Source organism: Verrucomicrobia bacterium S94, from assembly GCA_004299845.1.
GTDB lineage: Bacteria > Verrucomicrobiota > Kiritimatiellia > Kiritimatiellales > Pontiellaceae > Pontiella.
Genome location: CP036201.1, coordinates 3,753,317 through 3,769,325 on the forward strand (window position 1 = coordinate 3,753,317; position 16,009 = coordinate 3,769,325).

The following is a 16,009-nucleotide window of genomic DNA, read 5'->3' on the forward strand; positions in this document are numbered from 1 at the left end:
GGGCCGGCGAGGCCGGCTCAGTCTTCGAGGTCCTCCGCTTTTTTTGCGGTTTTGATTTCCGGAAGCTCAAAGCCGGTTTCCGCAGCCTGTGTGGCTTCCGGAACATTACGCACTTCAATGATGTAGCGTTTGAGCATTTTTTTCTGTTCACCACTCAGGCGGGGGAAACTGTAAATGCCGTCATGATCCCAGGACTTGGTTCCTTCGATGATTCCGAGACGACTGATGAACGTCTGCAGCAACTGGTCGTGAGGGTAGCGATAGGTGGTATCCTCTTCGCTGAAGGTCACCCAGACATCGTAGCCAAGCCATTCTTTTTTGAAGATCAGCCGGGAGGATTCCTGTTCGGAATCGATAACGTCATCTTCGTGCAGAGCTTCCCATTCCGCTTTGACTTCGGCAAAGACAGCTTTGGATTTCCCGCAGTGCGGACAGGAACGAACCCCTTTATTGAGAAAGCCGGAAATGAGATAGGCTTTCGAACAGTTCGGACACATCACGGCGGCATTGTTGCCGTGGCAGTCCGCCACTTCCACTTTGGGTGCGGCGGATTCGGCGGCACCGGTTTCGCCGTCAAACTCTTCAATAGCCGCCAGCAGCTGTCGGCCTTTCGTGATGATTTCTTCGTTGACCATGAGGTCGGGGTGAAGATCGGCGGGCTTAAATCCGTTGGGCATACCGGTCTTTTTATTGACCACCCAGGAGGTGTATTGACGGTTCGGACCGAGAATTTCGTTCCAGTCTATTTTGTCGAAGGTACCGAAACCCAGGTAACTTTTGATCGCATCATAGGTTGCGCGCTGCTGTGACGCATTGAGATAGTCGAGTGCTTTTCTGATATCACCTTTCATATAAAACCTCCGTTGTCCTTATATGAGATACTATGTCTTTCTAGGGTGACAACAATAAAATCGTCCAAATCGACCGCCCGTCCGGTTCCCAATGGCAGGAAATGGGCGCTTGCGCTTGGCCTGTTTGCCCTGCATGGTTCCGTTTTCAACCAAACAGAAGGAGAGAAATTATGGCATCAGCAGCAGCACGTCATATTCTGGTAGCATCCGAAGCGGACTGTCTTACCCTGAAAAAGCAGATTGAAGAGGGCGGGAGTTTCGCGGAGCTCGCGAAACAGCATTCCAAATGTCCGTCCGGAGCCGAAGGCGGTAATCTGGGACATTCGGACCGGGGCAGATGGTCCGGGAATTCGATGAAGTGGTGTTCAGTGCGCCGGTCGGTGAAGTGCAGGGTCCGGTGAAAACCCAGTTCGGATATCACCTTGTGGAAGTCACAGCCCGTACCGACTGATTTTTCAGATTCACTATATTTCCGGAGATTAAAAGATGCGGTCTTCGGAATCGCAACCGCCTGTTCTTTGGGATAGGCGGTTTTTTTGATATCGTTAACATTAAGGCATGGGACCTGCTTTTTCAGCGGAAGTTTATCTGAAACATGAGGACGTAATTAATGAAACAGACTGGATTGATTGTTTGTGTGACGATAGCTTCGCTGATGAATCTGCAGGCGGAGGAGTGTACTTTCAATGGATACGATGAGGGGCCGCTGCATCAGCAGCAGGGCTGGTGGGTGGACCGGAAGGATATAGGGACGAAAAACTTTATTGTGATGGATCAGCTGGGGATTACGCAGACCATTGGCGATAAAGCTCTCATCATTAGCGGATCTGAAAATTTCATGAAGATTACCCGCAAAAAAAATATGGTAACCTGGAAGCCGGATGATACGGCAGTTTTTGAACTGGACTTTCAGTTCGGTCTCAATGGGGGAAACGTGGATAAACCCAAAAATGGTCTGTCCATGCTTTTCGGTGATCCTAAATTCAGAACGGAAAGCCGTTGGTTGCTTAATATTGGAATCAATCCCGACGGAAAATGGATGATTCGTGGCAATGCACCACATTGGGAAAACCTGCCGCCTTTACCTCCCGAAACGTTTGTGGCTCGGCCGGAGGAAGGGATGAGTGCGGTTTCTCCGTGGTTCCATTTAAAATTTACAACGAAAAAGGAGAAAGCGCGGGGTATCTTTCGGAGTAATCTGCTGATTACTGATGCCGACGGAAACACCGTTCTGAATCATGATTTTAAAGATGCTCCTATTGAAGGGGATAAAGGTACGCTGTGGGATTTGGAGACGTTCAGCTTTGCCTTTTCGGCTAAAGACGATATCAATGGACTGGTCTGCATTGATAATGTCAACCTGACATCGATTAAAGGTGAACGGAAAGTCACCGGGTTGAAAGATCTGCTCAATCCTTAGAGGGCGGAACCAATCCGAATTTTGCATATGCACGGTCCGTGGCAATGCGTCCCTGGGCCGTGCGTTGCAGATAGCCTTCCTGAATCAGGTAGGGCTCATAAACCTCTTCGATGGTGTCGGCTTCCTCTCCGACAGAAACCGACATGGAATTGATACCTACCGGGCCGCCACCGAATTTTTCAATAATACAGGAGAGAATGCGTTTATCCATCTCCTCCAGACCGTCGCCGTCGATGTCGAGCAGATTCAACGCCTGATCGGCAAGATCGGCCGTGATGATATTGTCGGCTTTCACCTGTGCATAGTCACGTGCGCGCCGCAGCAGGTTGTTGGCAATACGCGGGGTACCGCGCGAGCGCGACGCAATTTCCATGGCTCCGCCGTCTTCAATCTCCACGCCCAGAATGTGAGCTGAACGTTTCACAATTTTGCAAAGGGTGATGGCATCGTAATAGTCGAGACGGTTGACGAGCCCGAAGCGCGAGCGCATCGGAGCTGAAAGCATGCCGCTGCGGGTGGTTGCACCGATCAGCGTGAACGGTTCAATATTCAGTCGGACGGATCGGGCATTGGGGCCCTGATCAATCACGATATCGATCACGAAATCTTCCATAGCGGAATAAAGATATTCCTCAACCGCGCGCTGCATGCGGTGGATTTCATCAATGAACAATACATCGCCGCGCTCCAGACTGGTCAGCAGGCCGGCGAGATCGGAAGGTTTATCGATGACAGGTCCGGAGGTGCATTTGATATTGACGTCCATCGCTTCGGCAAGAATGTAGGACAACGTGGTTTTTCCAAGGCCCGGAGGGCCTGAAAGCAGTACATGGTCGAGGACATCATTGCGCTGGCGGGCCGCCTGCACAAAAAGTTCGAGCCGTTCGCGGATTTTATCCTGTCCTGTGAAGTCTTCAAAGCGCGAGGGCCGAAGCTTCTGTTCAAATTCCTGATCCGGTGTGATGATTTCGTTATTCATAAGCGGAAGCATTCAGCCATAGAAACACACGGATTGTCACGGAATACCCGATAAAATTAGGGCTTTTCCGTGGGCTCCGCGACTATCTGGTCAGGGCGAGGCGGATGATCTCTTCAACGGTGGTATCGGGTTTGATCTTTTTGGCGACGGCTTTGATCATTTTAGCGGCGTCGTCGGGTTTCTGACCGAGCGCGGTAAGGGCGAGCGCGGCATCGTGCATACGGTTATCGCCACCGGTTGTTGCGGCCGGAGTGAAGGCGTCCAGTTGATCACCGGCATCAAATTTATCGCGCAGCTCCACAACAATGCGCTCTGCGGTCTTTTTGCCAATCCCTGAAATAGAGGAGATCATTTTGATATCGCCGTTGATCAGGGCATTCTTCAGTTCACGCACCGGAAGTCCGGACAGTGCCGAGATTGCAAGTTTGGGACCTACCCCGCTGATGGTCAGGAGTTTCAGGAACATGTCACGCTCATCCTCGGTGCAGAATCCGAAAAGCCGCTGATCGGCATCTGTAATATGGTGGTGTATCAGAATGCGGCAGGTTTCGCCTTCCAGGGGGAGGCTGTCATAGCTGCTGAGCGGAATAAATACTTCGTAACCGACTCCGGAAACATTCATGACCACACGGCCAAGCTGTTTAGTATCAAGTTTGCCTTCAAGAAACGTAATCATAAAGGGAATGTTGCCGGAATCCAGAGGTGAAATACAGCCCTTTCAACATTCCTTTCAATTTTTCCGGACGAACCGCCGGGCTGCCTGTGTTGTGGTGGGAGCAGGTCAGGTCCGACGTTTCCTTCCCGCTGGTCAGGTAAACGTCCGCTACACCGGGGCCGCTTTGGGGAAGAAATGCCGTTGGTGTAGGGGACGCTTACCCGTAAGGAAAGCGTCGGGAGTTTGAAAGACAACCGCCGGGAGATGAAGTTGAGCGGGTTGATTCGACGTTTCCTTCCCGTTGGTCAGGTAAACGTCCGCTACACCGGGGCCGCTTTTGGGGAAGAAATGCCGTTGGTGTAGAGGACGCTTACCTGTAAGGGACACGCAGTGAGTCTGAAAGACAACCGCCGGGTGCTGAGGTTGAGCGGGTCTGTTCGACGTTTCCTTCCCGTTGGTCAGGTAAACGTCCGCTACACCGGGCCGCTTTTGGGAAAGAGGTGCCGTTGGTGTAGGGGACGCTTACCCGTAAGGGACACGCAGTGAGTCTGAAGGACAACCGCCGGGTGCTGAGGTTGAGCGGGTCTGTTCGACATTTCCTTCCCGTTGGTCAGGTAAACGTCCGCTACACCGGGGCCGCTTTTGGGAAAGAAGTGCCGTTGGTGTAGAGGACGCTTACCCGTAAGGGACACGCAGTGAGTCTGAAGGACAACCGTCGGGAGTCTGAAAGATGACCGTCGGAGCACCGGAGTGAATATTGGTTTTTATATTTTTGTTACGTTGCTTTTCAGCAGGAAAGCTATATCTTCGCGCCTCATTTTGCATTTTGGAGAAACCCATGGAAATCAGGAATATAGCAATTATTGCGCACGTCGACCACGGCAAGACGACGCTGGTGGATGAAATTATCAAACAGGCGGAGCTGTTCCGCGAAAACGAGGAGATGCAGGACTGTCTGCTCGACAGCAATGATCTGGAGCGTGAGCGTGGTATTACGATTCTTTCCAAAAACATCAGCGTCAACTATAAGGGCGTGAAGATTAATGTGATCGATACCCCCGGTCATAGTGATTTCGGCGGGCAGGTGGAGCGCGTGCTGAATCTGGCTGACGGTGTGCTGCTGTTGGTTGACTCTGCCGAAGGGCCGATGCCTCAGACGCGCTTTGTGCTGGATAAAGCTTTGGAATTGAACCTCAAGCCGGTGGTGATTATCAATAAAATCGACAAGCCGGATGCGCGTCCGGATATTGTGCATGATCTTGTTTTCGATCTGTTCTGCGAGCTGGATGCCAACGATGAACAGCTCGATTTTCCGATGCTTTACTGTTCCGGTAAAGACGGCTGGGCCGACACCGTACTTGACGGGCCGCGTGATTCGATGCTGCCGCTGATGGATGCGGTGCTGGAACATATTCCTGCACCTAAAAAGGTTGAAGGCCCCGTGCAGATGCAGGTGACGTCCATTGATTATAATGATTACGTCGGCCGTATCGGTGTCGGCCGTGTGTATCGCGGTACGCTCAATACCAAACAGCCGTTGATGCATATTCGTCGGGACGGGAAGCAGGAGCAGACCCGGATTAAGCAGCTGTTTACGTTTGAGGGGCTTGGACGCAATGAAGTGGAGGAGGTGCCCTGCGGGGATCTCTGTGCGGTGGTGGGAATTCCCGACATTGATATCGGGGACTGTATCACAGATTTTGAAACCCCGGAGACGCTGCCGCCGATTCATATTGATGAGCCGACACTGTCGATGACTTTCAGCGTGAACGATTCTCCTTTTTACGGACAGGATGGTCAGTTTGTCACCAGCCGTCATCTACGGGAACGTCTGCTGAAGGAGACGGAGCGCGATGTGGCGCTGCGGGTGGAGGAGACTGGTGGTGATTCGTTCCGGGTCAGCGGTCGTGGGGTGCTGCATCTTTCGATTCTGATAGAAACCATGCGCCGTGAAGGGTTTGAAATGTCGGTGGCGCAGCCGCAGGTCATTTTCAAAGAGAAACATGGTAAAAAAGAAGAGCCGATCGAATTGCTTCATGTTGATGTTCCGGATGAATATGCCGGTAAAATCATTGAAGTCGCCGGAACCCGTAAGGGAGAAATGGTGGACATGGAACAGCACGGTCTGCGCAAGACCATCCGGTTTCATATTCCCACCCGCGGCCTGATCGGTCTACGTTCCAAAATGCTGACGGCTTCCGCCGGCGAGGCCATTGTGACGCACCGGTTTCTGCATTACGAACCGTACAAAGGTGAAATCCAGCAGCGTCAGAACGGTGTACTGATATCGCAGGGCAAGGGGCCCGCCGTTCCGTTCGCGATCGATGGTCTTCAGCAGCGCGGCATCTTTTTCATCAATCCCGGAGAAGAGTGTTATGAGGGAATGATCGTCGCTGAACACTGTCTCGACAATGATCTGGTTGTGAACCTGCAGAAAGCCAAGCAGCTCACTAACGTTCGTGCATCCGGTACAGACCGTGCCATGAAAATTGCTCCGGCACAGGTGAAGAGTCTGGAAGAGGCGCTCGAATATATCAATGAAACGGAACTGGTCGAAATTACGCCGAATCATATCCGGATGCGGAAAAAACTTCTGCTTGAGCATGAGCGTAAAAAAGCGTCCCGTCAGAAATCCAGTTAATCCTCCGACCTTGGAAATCCCGCACGCTGTCTTCGCCCTTTCCAGCGCAGGCAGAGTGCCGGGGATGGAAGCAGAGGGATAAAGATTGATTTCTTTTATGTGCAGTCTAGAGTTTCTTTATGCCAGCAAGGTACGGAGAAAATACGATGGAAAAAAGATTGTATGTAGGGAACCTGAATTATACCTCCACCGAAGAGGAGATCGAAAATCTGTTCAAACAGGCCGGTGAAGTTGAATCCTGCCATCTGATGCTCGATAAATTCACCAGTCGTTCACGGGGATTTGCATTTGTTGAAATGGCTTCAGCTGAAGAGGCGGACAACGCCGTTAAGCTGTTTAACAACAAGGATTTTCAGGGCCGTCCGTTGCGGGTGAATATTGCCCGTCCGCGCGAAGAACGCCCTCCGCGCCGCGACCAGAACGTCCGGCGTTCCGAACGCTGATTATGTTTGGACAGGATTAACAAGAAGAGCAGGATCCTGAAAATCCTGTTAATCCTGTCTGAATTTTACCCGCAGGTGATGCCGGACCACAGAATCCACGGTCCGCCGCAACCGGCTTCAACCCCTTCTTTATGGTATTTTCCGCATCCGCCCCATTTGTTAATGGGTTCCCCGCCGGCTTCATTCGTTGGGTCCTCTTCCGCGATGACACTTTTAGCAATGATGGAATCCAGCAGTCGCGGAACGGGGTCGGACAGTTCAATATGCCCGCCCTGCGGACCGAGAAAGAGCCGGCCGGTCCGTTTGCCGTTTTTTATTTCTTCGAGGTATTCCGTTCCGGCAGTGAGGCCCATCCCTTTGGGATCCTCCATTCCCCGGCTGCATGTTCGGCTATGAAACCGTCTCCACACAATTCGATGAGTTCATCGAGTGTTTTATCGCCGGCCGTGAAGTAGGTGTTGGTCTGGCGCGGCATCAGTGGGCGTTTCCAGCTTTCGCGTTTGCCGTTTGACTGCCGCGGCGCCGGTCCGTTGATATCGCCGACGATGGATGACATCAGGTCATTCATCGGCGATGAAAGTTCACCTTTATCCAGAATAACCTGGGGCCGGACAATGAACCCTTCATCGTCAAAAAAGTGAGTGCCGTTGACCCCGTAGGGTATCGTCCCCATAGCAAAGACGCCGGCATTGTTGATGATGGTCGCCTGTTCGTTACCGACTTTGACCCCTTTTTTTCTCAGACCTGGCGCACAGCTGCGTCCAAGGCGGCAGGTATCGCCCTCCTGTGTATGGCCGAAGGCTTCGTGGGCAATGACTCCGGTCACATCCGGGCCGGTAATAATGCGGTAGCGTCCGGGTTTGATGTGTTCGGCATGTTCCACTTTGTCGGCGGTTTCCACCAGCTTGGCGATCAGTGTATCAGTAATGGTTGCGCCGACTTCGGCACCGGTCATCCCGCCGATAATATCGCGCACATTTTTACCCGACGGTGTAATTGCATAAATATAGTAGAGGCTGGAAAAGAGCGACTGTGACATCATGCGGGTGCGGTCGACAAACAGGCGGCTTTTAACTTTGCGGCGGATCATACAGCCGGCCGATGCCAGTTTGTCGCCGCCTTTTTCCATGATGGCTTCTTTGATCACTTTGGAACGCGCGGCGGTTTCGGCCCGGTTCATCGATTCGGAAATGGACGGATCGTAGGTGCTGCCGAAATGCACGGGGGTATCAGCCTCGGGCAGTTTGCCGTTGATCAGTATCTGTTCGCGGACCGGTTCCGCAAACTGATTGATCGGTTCATCGGTCCAGGTCGGCGGTGTGTAGACGGACGGATTTTCCAGCGACTGGAAATAATCGAGCGCTTCGGAGCGCAGCGTCACTGCTGCGGAAAGAAGAGCGGTTTCATCAAAGTGGTTGGTGGCATATTCAAAGTTGCGCTGTCCGGCAAGGATGCGCAGAACCAGCCCGCGGTCCATCGTCAGCCCGCTTGCTTCGGTCTGGCTGACGTGACTCTGGAACTGGTCGAGATCCTCCAGGCAGGCGAAGGCATAGATTTTATCTTCAACGCCCTGTTCCATCGTTTTAACGAGTTTTCCAAGGAGTGGAAAAAAGGAACGGAGTTCGTCGGATAGGGGATAATATTTTTTCATGTTGATAGACCTCGTTTAGTTGCCGGCAATGGATACGCCTTTGGTGATAAGCATCGCATCGGGACCTTTATATCCGAGCGGCGGGGCATAGCTGCTTTTCGGAACGTTAACGGTGCCGATGCTGGCCGACAGACGGCAATCGGTGAAATTGTCTTTCAGGTTGCCGGAAACAACGCCGCCTTTCACCAGCGTAACCGTTCCGTCGGCCGCGACGTGTTTGCCGAGTTTGATCTCGGAGCTCCAGGTCAGCTTCTGCGCATCGATCAGCAGAGAGGAAAATTTAATGATCTGTGTGTATTCCAGTCCCTGGATATTTTTCGTGTCGAGGGTACCCGGCTCCACGACAAGGTTGCCGCTCAGGCCGTTGGGTTCGAGGCCGAGATACTGACCGAAGCGGTTGCCGATGATCCGGTTTTTTACGGTGTTGTTTTCAATCAGCGTTCCGCCCGGGCCGGCAGACCGTCAATGGCGTAAGCCGAAGAGAGTACCATGCAGGGAATCGTCGGATCGAGGCTGAGATGCAGCGGATCGCCGTCACCTCCACCGAAGGTATCTCCAATGTTGAGAAATGGGATCTTGATGTATTCGTTTTGGCAGTTGAGCTGACTGAGCAGAGCATCGAGCATTTGCGAAAGAGCATCTTTTTCAATCAGGATCGTGGCGTTATCCTGCGTATTCGGTTCGGCGCTGTCGCCCAGCGTGGCCACCTGCAGGGCACATTCATTAATGAAGTTTTTGACGTTCAGGTCGGCGACGGTTACCGATGTGGTGTGTTCGTGCACTTCTTTGTCGTTTTCCTGTCCGGCCTTTTCCATGGCGGCTTCGAGGTAGAGCTCGCTCAGTTCGGTTTCGTAGGCGAGGCCTTCCGAGTTGGTCCGGGCGCTGATGGAATAGTTGACGAAGAGCTCGGCGGAATTAAGGGCACAGCCTTCGGTTTCCGCAAAGGCGGAGCTGAACTTCTTTTCGATTTCGGCGGCGACCTCTTCAGGATGATCGCGCACATTCGGATCGCAGGTTTCAACCCTGGCCGGTTCTTCAGCCGGCGGTTTGGCGAGGGTCCATTTTTTGTTCTGGCTGCAGGCTGCCAGCGATACGGCATTGTCGATCTGTTCCGTGACGGGAAGATAGGTGACCAGGTCAATCATGGACGTGCCGACCAGGCCCTCTTTTTCCGATGGCGTGTAGACCGAAAGTTTATAGTCTTCGCCCTCAACCCGCCGGCTCTGGTGACAGTGCAGCGTGGCGCCATCGGGTGAAGAATAGAGCCGTTGCAGACTGCGTGACTCCGTGGCGTTCAGGCTCCAGCCGGTCAGTGTGCCGGTCTTTACGGCTGCATTCAGGGCATCAGTGACTTCATTGATAAATTTCTGGTTCATAAATCCTCAGTGTTTCGTTGAATAGCGCAGAGGATAAATGAATGGAGGAAAAGTTCCGCAATTAATTGTGTAAAAAAATGGAGTTGAGCGGGTCTGTTCGACGTTTCCTTCCCGCTGGTCAGGTAAACGTCCGCTACACCGGGGAGCTTTTTGATGAAGTGTTGTTGGTGTAGAGAACGCTTACCCGTAAGGAAAGCGTCGGGAGTCTGAAGGACAACCGTCGGGTGCTGAAGCGGAGCGGGTTGATTCGACGTTTCCTTCCCGTCGGTCAGGTAAACGTCCGCTACACCGGGGGAGCTTTTTGATGAAGTGTTGTTGGTGTAGAGAACGCTTACCCGGAGGGACACGCAGTGAGTCTGAAGGACAACCGTCGGGAGTCTGTAAGACAGCCGCCGGGGAAGGTCATTTTTTTACGCACAGGGCAGGCGGGATGGCGAAGAGACCGAGCAGGGCGGTGATTTTATAGGTGAGCAACAGGCCGCAGTGGTCGGCCGCAAAGCCGACTAGCATGGCGATGGCGGAGCCGGCGGCAAAATTCATGGTCATAAAAAGGCCGTTGGCGAGCGAGGGGCGGTCGGAGTTAAGATCGTGGATCATGGCCATGAAGACCGGTGTGCTGGCAAAAAAGAGCAGGCCCATCAGGATCAGCAGAAGCCAGAGGACGATTCCGCCGGAGAGGGTGAAGAGATACATCAGTGCCGGGGAAATCAGCATAATGCCGAGCAGAACTTTTCTGCGGCCGATTCGGTCGGAGAGGCTTCCTGCACCGAGAGCACCGAGTGCGGCGGCGAGTTCGAGTACGGCCAGCGCGATGGCTGCGGTTTTCAGCGAATGGCCGTGATCGACCATATAGGAGGGGAGAAAGAGGGCGAGTGCTGATTTGGAGAAGCCACGAAAAAACATAATCGGCAGGATGGTGCTGAACAGCGGGGTCATGCCCCGGAAGGATTTTAAAAGCGGTTCTTTGGCGGGGGTACTGAAATGGAGAAGGTCTTCTTTGCGGATGGTGCGCAGGTTGAGGAAAAGGAGCAGCGATGCTATCAGGCCGACGGGAATAAGCCGCCAGATGCCTTCGAGTCCCCACCAGGAGACCGCAGCGGTGACGAGGAGTGGTCCGACGGTACGGGCCAGTTCTCCACCGAACATGAAAAAGCTCATGCCGCGTCCGACTTTATCGCCGGATACACGCCGCATCAGTACGGGAGCGGTGACGTGATAAACCGCGGCGGTGATTCCGCTGACCAGCATCAGCACGGCCAGCATGATGATTGACGGAGCCAGACCGATCAGGCTCATGGAGACAACCGCAACCACCGGACAGAGAATAATGCCGGAGCGAATCAGTATCCGGTCGGCAATGATGCCGAAGAGCGGATTGAAGAGGGCGGGGATGCGTTGCACCACGGAGAGTGCTCCGGCAAGGGCATAAGTGAACCCCAGCTTTTCACTCAGCAACGGAAGCAACGGTGCAAAAAATGAGGTATAGGTGTCGTGCAGCAGATGGGTTGCGGCAATGGAACTGACATGGCCGCTTTGAAAACGTTTTTCGGCCGGGCTCATTGGCCGAGAAAAATTTCGGGTTCGCGCCGTTCGGAAAAATGGTCGTTCAGTTTCTGCGCGGTCGCCCTGATGGGTTCAAGGGTCAGACTGCGGGCATCTTCCGGACAGAAGCGCAGGCAGGCCATGCACCAGATGCAGTTGTCAGGGTCGGCTTCGGCCACAGAATTTTTGATCGACATCCCCTGCGTAGGGCAGAGTTCAACACATTTGCCGCAGGCGGTGCAGCGTTCCGGATCGACCGATGTGGCGGATCCGGTCAGGTTTTTCTCCGGTTTATAGGGTCGGTTTCCTGGTACGGTTTCGAGTTCTGCGGTTCCGATCTGTCGGCCAAAGGCTTCCGCCTTCTCGAGGTCGGCGGCATCGGGCCGGCCTTTGGAAAGCGGAAGCTGCGAAGTTGAAAAAGAATGTTCGCCCAGGAACGTGCCGGCGGCAACCGGACGGAATCCCTGTTTACGGCAGAGATCGTAAAGCTCAATCAACGCATCGTCATAATGACGGTTGCCATAAACCACAACGGGAACCGCCGCTGCGCTGTTTCCTTTGATGGAAAGAAAGCGTTGTACTGCCAGTTGCGGCAACCGGCCCGCGTAGACCGGCATACCGATCAGAACGAGGTCGTTTTTTCTGAAAACGGGAAGTATTTCCGGGGATCGGCAGGTGAGGTCGGTTTCACTTTGTACGGTGCCGTTGGTACCGCACGCGATGGCTTTCAGGGTTTGGCGGGTGGTCGTTGTAGGGGAGAAATAGATCAGGTGTATTTTATTGTGCATTTTTCAGTCCTCAAAATATTCGATAACGGGTTGTGAGCATATGCTTAATATGCGTACAGGCAAGCCCGTGTTTTTAAAAATTGTAAGGTCCGGTTTTATTGGGGCAGGAAATGGGGAGCGGAGTGTTGCCTGGTTCGACGTTTCCTTCCCGTTGGTCAGGTAAACGTCCGCTACACCGGGAAGCTTTTTGATGAAGTGTTGTTGGTGTAGAGGACGCTTACCCGAAGGGAAGCGTCGGGAGTCTGAAGGACAACCGTCGGGAGTTGAAGCAGAGCGGGTTTGTTCGACGTTTCCCTCCCGTTGATCAGGTAAACGCCCGCTACACCGGAAAGCTTTTTGATGAAGTGTTGTTGGTGTAGAGGACGCTTACCCGAAGGGAAGCGTCGGGAGTTTGAAAACAACCGTCGCGAGTTGAAGCTGAGCGGGTTTGTTCGACGTTTCCCTCCCGCTGGTCAGGTAAACGTCCGCTACACCGGGAAGCTTTTGAAGAGGAAATACCGGAGGTGTAGAGGACGCTTACCCGTAAGGAAAGCGTCGGGAGTCTGAAGGACAACCGTCGGGAGTTGAAGTTGAGCGGGTCTGTTCGACGTTTCCTTCCCGCTGGTCAGGTAAACGTCCGCTACACCGGGGCGCTTTTGAAGAGGAAATGCCGTTGGTGTAGAGGACGCTTACCCGTAAGGAAAGCGTCGGGAGTCTGAAGGACAACCGTCGGGAGATGAAGTTGAGCGGGTCTGTTCGACGTTTCCTTCCTGCTGGTCAGGTAAACGTCCGCTACACCGGGGCGCTTTTGAAGAGGAAATGCCGTTGGTGTAGAGGACGCTTACCCGTAAGGAAAGCGTCGGGAGTCTGAAGGACAACCGTCGGGAGTTGAAGCTGAGCGGGTCTGTTCGACGTTTCCTTCCTGCTGGTCAGGTAAACGTCCGCTACACCGGTTGTGTTGGTTGTAGAAACGTCCGCTACACCGGCGGCAGGAATATCAGACCGTAACGACGGCTTTTCCGACGGTGCGGCCGGATTCGAGCTGGCGGTGGGCATCCTGCAGTTTATCGAACGGGAAGGTCACGGAGATATGCGGTTTCAGCGTTCCGTCTTTCAGCATACCGGCTAGCGTATTCATCTGATCGCCATTGGATTGAACCAGGATAAACTCAATGTTGATGTTCCGGGCTGCTGCTTCCTGAACTGCTGCTTCGGGGAAATCCGGGGCGGGCAGGGAAACCATACCGCCGCCGTCTTTGATCACCTTTACCGATTTCGTGATGTTTTCTCCGCCCATGCCGTCGAGCACAAAGTCGATACCGGTCAGGACCTCTTCAAACTGCACTTCGCGGTAGTCGATATGTTCATCGGCACCCATGGCCATGCAGAAGTCGCGGTTTTTAGCTGATGATGTAGTGATAACATGCGCACCCATTTTTTTTGCCATCTGAATGGCAAAGTGGCCGACGCCGCCGGATCCGGCATGGATCAACACACGGTCATCCGCTTTAATACGGCCAGTCAACACCTGCAAAGCCGTGAGAGCCGCCAGTGTCGTTGCTGCAGCCTCTTCGAAAGAGCAGTTTGCCGGCATCTTGGCAAGGTGATCCGCCGGGGCGGCCACATATTCCGCATAAGCTTTTCCATGTCCTGGAAAATTCACCATGCCGAAGACCTTGTCACCAACTTTGAAGTCGGTGACGTCTGCTCCGGTTTCGGCGACGACGCCGGCGATATCCCAGCCGATAATGACCGGGCGATCTTCGGTCTGCATGATCATGTTGAGGACTTCTTCATGCGGTCGTACTTTCACGTCGACCGGGTTGATGCTGATGGCTTTGGTTTCCACCAGAACTTCATCGGCTTTGATTTCGGGTTTTTCAATGTCGGACAGGACGAGGTTTTCCACGCCGCCGGCTTCATGTAGTACGTATGCTTTCATGTCGGTTTCCTATTCGTTGAGTTGATGGTAGGGAATGAATGGGGGATGGGGCTAAATTTATACCGGTACAGTACCGGCTTATCCGTTGTTTATGATCCTGTGATTGGAGTCATGGTATTCACTGTAAACTCCTCGGTTGCACCTTCTGTTGCTGCAATAAAGGCCTGGAAGTGGTCCGAGTCCGCATGCCGCTGAAGCAGCTCCGGGGAATCCCAGTTTTCATACACCACAAAAAGTGTAGGGGTATCGTTGTCCTGATGTACGACATAGTCGATGCATCCTTCGTCGTTGGCTCGGGTCTGTTCCGCCAGTTTCAGCAGTTCGGATTTCACCCGGTCGACGGTGTTTTCCCTGGCTTTGATGGTTGCAATTACGGTCAGCATTTCTTTTCTCCTTGGTTTATAGATGAATTGCTGAATACACGGAGTATTCCGCGTATTCAGCGGGGTTATACAAAGCGCAGGATTTCGGCGGCTTTCATACGCGGGGTAGGGGGCGGTGTTTCATCCGGCCAGCCATAGACAATCAGTGCGGAAACCGTTTCGCCTTCCGGCAGATTCAGCAGTTTCGGCAGGGTTTCTTTGTCGATCACCCCGAAAATACAGGTGCCGACGCCTAATGCATGCGCCGCCAGACAGAAGGTCTGACAGGCGATACCGGCATCGAACGACTCCCAGGCCTCGGGGTCGGAGAGTTCAATGTCGAGTTTGGCGGGATCGATCCGTCCGCTTTTACCCTTCACATGACTCAGTACGCAGACGCCCGGTGCATTTGCCAGCGTTTTCATATTATAGGCAAATCCCTTAACGCCTTCGCCGGCAATCTGCTGAATCATTTCGGGATTATCCACCAGCGTGTAGCGTGCAATCTGGGTGTTGGCCCACGACGGCGCCCAGCGCGCAATATCGATGATTTCATGCATCGTTTCCCGGTCGACCGGATTTTCTTTGAATTTACGCACGCTCCGGCGTGTTTTAATCAGTTCAATAGCTTCCACGGTGAACTCCTTCTGTTTTTTTAATCAGTCCAGGATGGTAAAGATATCCGATTCCGGAAGGCGGGATTTCGGGAGGCCGGCGTTGAAATCGGAGTGTTTGCGGTAACCGAGCGATACGAGGGCGACGGGGCTGTATCCTTTTTCACTGAGGCCGAATTCCTCATCCAGAGCCGCTGCATCCAGCCCTTCCATCGGAACGGCATCCATGCCCAGCGCGGCGGCGCCGAGCAGCACTGTACCCATATTGAGATAGACCTGTTTTTCCATCCAGCTGCGGGTATCCTTAAGTTCATTCCGGTGGATATCTGCAAAGGTGATACGGGCCTGGTGCATCATGTCTTTGAACGAGGGCTCCGCAAAACGACCGTCCTTTTCCTCCTGTTCGAGCAGATGCTGCAGATAGGCATCATCCAGATCATTTTTCACACAGAACACAATGACATGCGAGGCATTCAGTACTTTCGGTTCATTGAACCGGAAGGCGTCCTGCGTGCCCCGGGCGACGCGGCGTTTGCCTTCCGGAGTATCGGCAATGATAAAGTGCCAGGGTTGCAAATTTACGCTTGATGGGCTTTTGCGGAGCAGACTTTTGATCTGTTCAAACTGCTCGGCGGGGATTTTTCTGTCGGGGTCGAATTCCTTTGTGGAATAACGCCATTCTGCAACTTCATTCAGGTTCATGTTTTTCCTCTCTGTTGGGAGTTCGTTATAAAATAGACCGGTCGTCTAGAATATGTTCAAATTT

16 protein-coding genes and 1 pseudogene are annotated in these 16,009 nt (G+C 53.2%); 4 read left to right on the forward strand and 13 right to left on the reverse strand.

The genetic code is table 11. From position 1 onward, the window contains the following. Positions 1 to 17: 17 nt before the first annotated feature. Positions 18 to 851, reverse strand: coding sequence for a hypothetical protein (locus EGM51_16505; protein ID QBG48924.1), 834 nt, complete (start codon positions 849 to 851; stop codon positions 18 to 20). Positions 852 to 1,021: 170 nt separating this feature from the next. On the opposite strand from EGM51_16505, the pseudogene EGM51_16510 reads away from it, so the two are divergent. Then, a pseudogene (locus tag EGM51_16510) lies at positions 1,022 to 1,302 on the forward strand (peptidylprolyl isomerase). A 159-nt stretch (positions 1,303 to 1,461) separates the two neighbouring features. Beyond that, positions 1,462 to 2,271 (forward strand): hypothetical protein, encoded by an 810-nt coding sequence (locus EGM51_16515; protein ID QBG48925.1) that lies wholly within the window; start codon positions 1,462 to 1,464, stop codon positions 2,269 to 2,271. Here EGM51_16515 and ruvB read toward each other — a convergent pair. Then, complete coding sequence (gene ruvB, locus EGM51_16520) at positions 2,261 to 3,262, reverse strand: Holliday junction branch migration DNA helicase RuvB (protein QBG48926.1); 1,002 nt, start codon at positions 3,260 to 3,262, stop codon at positions 2,261 to 2,263. The genes EGM51_16515 and ruvB overlap by 11 nt on opposite strands. Before the next feature lie 70 nt (positions 3,263 to 3,332). Next, on the reverse strand, positions 3,333 to 3,926 hold the full coding sequence (ruvA, locus tag EGM51_16525; GenBank protein QBG48927.1) for a Holliday junction branch migration protein RuvA: 594 nt from the start codon (positions 3,924 to 3,926) through the stop codon (positions 3,333 to 3,335). An 817-nt stretch (positions 3,927 to 4,743) separates the two neighbouring features. Here ruvA and typA point away from each other — a divergent pair. Together typA and EGM51_16535 are read left to right on the forward strand one after the other, a co-directional pair. Continuing rightward, positions 4,744 to 6,546, forward strand: coding sequence for a translational GTPase TypA (gene typA, locus EGM51_16530; protein QBG48928.1), 1,803 nt, complete (start codon positions 4,744 to 4,746; stop codon positions 6,544 to 6,546). A 146-nt stretch (positions 6,547 to 6,692) separates the two neighbouring features. Then, the gene (locus tag EGM51_16535; GenBank protein ID QBG48929.1) at positions 6,693 to 6,989 is read left to right on the forward strand and encodes an RNA-binding protein; all 297 of its coding nucleotides are present in this window, start codon (positions 6,693 to 6,695) and stop codon (positions 6,987 to 6,989) included. Positions 6,990 to 7,054: 65 nt separating this feature from the next. On the opposite strand, the gene EGM51_16540 is transcribed toward EGM51_16535, so the two are convergent. From EGM51_16540 to nfsB, 10 genes are all read right to left on the reverse strand, one after another. Beyond that, on the reverse strand, positions 7,055 to 7,360 hold the full coding sequence (locus EGM51_16540; GenBank protein QBG48930.1) for a hypothetical protein: 306 nt from the start codon (positions 7,358 to 7,360) through the stop codon (positions 7,055 to 7,057). Next, positions 7,303 to 8,640 carry a hypothetical protein gene (locus EGM51_16545; protein QBG48931.1) on the reverse strand — a complete coding sequence of 446 codons (1,338 nt, stop codon included), beginning with the start codon at positions 8,638 to 8,640 and terminating at the stop codon, positions 7,303 to 7,305. The genes EGM51_16540 and EGM51_16545 overlap by 58 nt, the downstream gene beginning before the upstream one ends. 15 nt (positions 8,641 to 8,655) lie before the next feature. Continuing rightward, positions 8,656 to 8,982: a hypothetical protein gene (locus tag EGM51_16550; GenBank protein ID QBG48932.1), complete on the reverse strand. Its 327-nt coding sequence runs from the start codon at positions 8,980 to 8,982 to the stop codon at positions 8,656 to 8,658. Between the two features lie 92 nt (positions 8,983 to 9,074). Next, positions 9,075 to 10,016: a hypothetical protein gene (locus tag EGM51_16555; GenBank protein ID QBG48933.1), complete on the reverse strand. Its 942-nt coding sequence runs from the start codon at positions 10,014 to 10,016 to the stop codon at positions 9,075 to 9,077. Between the two features lie 402 nt (positions 10,017 to 10,418). Further along, entirely contained in the window at positions 10,419 to 11,576 is a 1,158-nt protein-coding gene (locus tag EGM51_16560; protein ID QBG48934.1) for an MFS transporter, read from the reverse strand. Further along, the gene (locus EGM51_16565) at positions 11,573 to 12,346 is read right to left on the reverse strand and encodes a 4Fe-4S dicluster domain-containing protein (GenBank protein QBG48935.1); all 774 of its coding nucleotides are present in this window, start codon (positions 12,344 to 12,346) and stop codon (positions 11,573 to 11,575) included. The genes EGM51_16560 and EGM51_16565 overlap by 4 nt, the downstream gene beginning before the upstream one ends. 976 nt (positions 12,347 to 13,322) lie before the next feature. Beyond that, a complete protein-coding gene (locus EGM51_16570; protein ID QBG48936.1) occupies positions 13,323 to 14,267 on the reverse strand; it encodes an NADP-dependent oxidoreductase in 945 nt (314 codons plus the stop codon). Positions 14,268 to 14,356: 89 nt separating this feature from the next. Continuing rightward, positions 14,357 to 14,650 (reverse strand): antibiotic biosynthesis monooxygenase, encoded by a 294-nt coding sequence (locus EGM51_16575; protein QBG48937.1) that lies wholly within the window; start codon positions 14,648 to 14,650, stop codon positions 14,357 to 14,359. 65 nt (positions 14,651 to 14,715) lie between these two features. Next, entirely contained in the window at positions 14,716 to 15,264 is a 549-nt protein-coding gene (locus EGM51_16580) for a nitroreductase (protein ID QBG48938.1), read from the reverse strand. Positions 15,265 to 15,288: 24 nt separating this feature from the next. Continuing rightward, positions 15,289 to 15,945: an oxygen-insensitive NAD(P)H nitroreductase gene (gene nfsB, locus EGM51_16585; protein QBG48939.1), complete on the reverse strand. Its 657-nt coding sequence runs from the start codon at positions 15,943 to 15,945 to the stop codon at positions 15,289 to 15,291. Positions 15,946 to 16,009 lie beyond the last annotated feature (64 nt).

What these genes read in the sequence shown, in the direction of transcription:
- EGM51_16505 (QBG48924.1), bottom strand. Translation starts at nt 851, where the DNA reads ATGAAAGGTGATATCAGAAAAGCACTCGACTATCTCAATGCGTCACAG.
- EGM51_16515 (QBG48925.1), top strand. Translation starts at nt 1,462, where the DNA reads ATGAAACAGACTGGATTGATTGTTTGTGTGACGATAGCTTCGCTGATG.
- ruvB (QBG48926.1), bottom strand. Translation starts at nt 3,262, where the DNA reads ATGCTTCCGCTTATGAATAACGAAATCATCACACCGGATCAGGAATTT.
- ruvA (QBG48927.1), bottom strand. Translation starts at nt 3,926, where the DNA reads ATGATTACGTTTCTTGAAGGCAAACTTGATACTAAACAGCTTGGCCGT.
- typA (QBG48928.1), top strand. Translation starts at nt 4,744, where the DNA reads ATGGAAATCAGGAATATAGCAATTATTGCGCACGTCGACCACGGCAAG.
- EGM51_16535 (QBG48929.1), top strand. Translation starts at nt 6,693, where the DNA reads ATGGAAAAAAGATTGTATGTAGGGAACCTGAATTATACCTCCACCGAA.
- EGM51_16540 (QBG48930.1), bottom strand. Translation starts at nt 7,360, where the DNA reads ATGGAGGATCCCAAAGGGATGGGCCTCACTGCCGGAACGGAATACCTC.
- EGM51_16545 (QBG48931.1), bottom strand. Translation starts at nt 8,640, where the DNA reads ATGAAAAAATATTATCCCCTATCCGACGAACTCCGTTCCTTTTTTCCA.
- EGM51_16555 (QBG48933.1), bottom strand. Translation starts at nt 10,016, where the DNA reads ATGAACCAGAAATTTATCAATGAAGTCACTGATGCCCTGAATGCAGCC.
- EGM51_16560 (QBG48934.1), bottom strand. Translation starts at nt 11,576, where the DNA reads ATGAGCCCGGCCGAAAAACGTTTTCAAAGCGGCCATGTCAGTTCCATT.
- EGM51_16565 (QBG48935.1), bottom strand. Translation starts at nt 12,346, where the DNA reads ATGCACAATAAAATACACCTGATCTATTTCTCCCCTACAACGACCACC.
- EGM51_16570 (QBG48936.1), bottom strand. Translation starts at nt 14,267, where the DNA reads ATGAAAGCATACGTACTACATGAAGCCGGCGGCGTGGAAAACCTCGTC.
- EGM51_16575 (QBG48937.1), bottom strand. Translation starts at nt 14,650, where the DNA reads ATGCTGACCGTAATTGCAACCATCAAAGCCAGGGAAAACACCGTCGAC.
- nfsB (QBG48939.1), bottom strand. Translation starts at nt 15,945, where the DNA reads ATGAACCTGAATGAAGTTGCAGAATGGCGTTATTCCACAAAGGAATTC.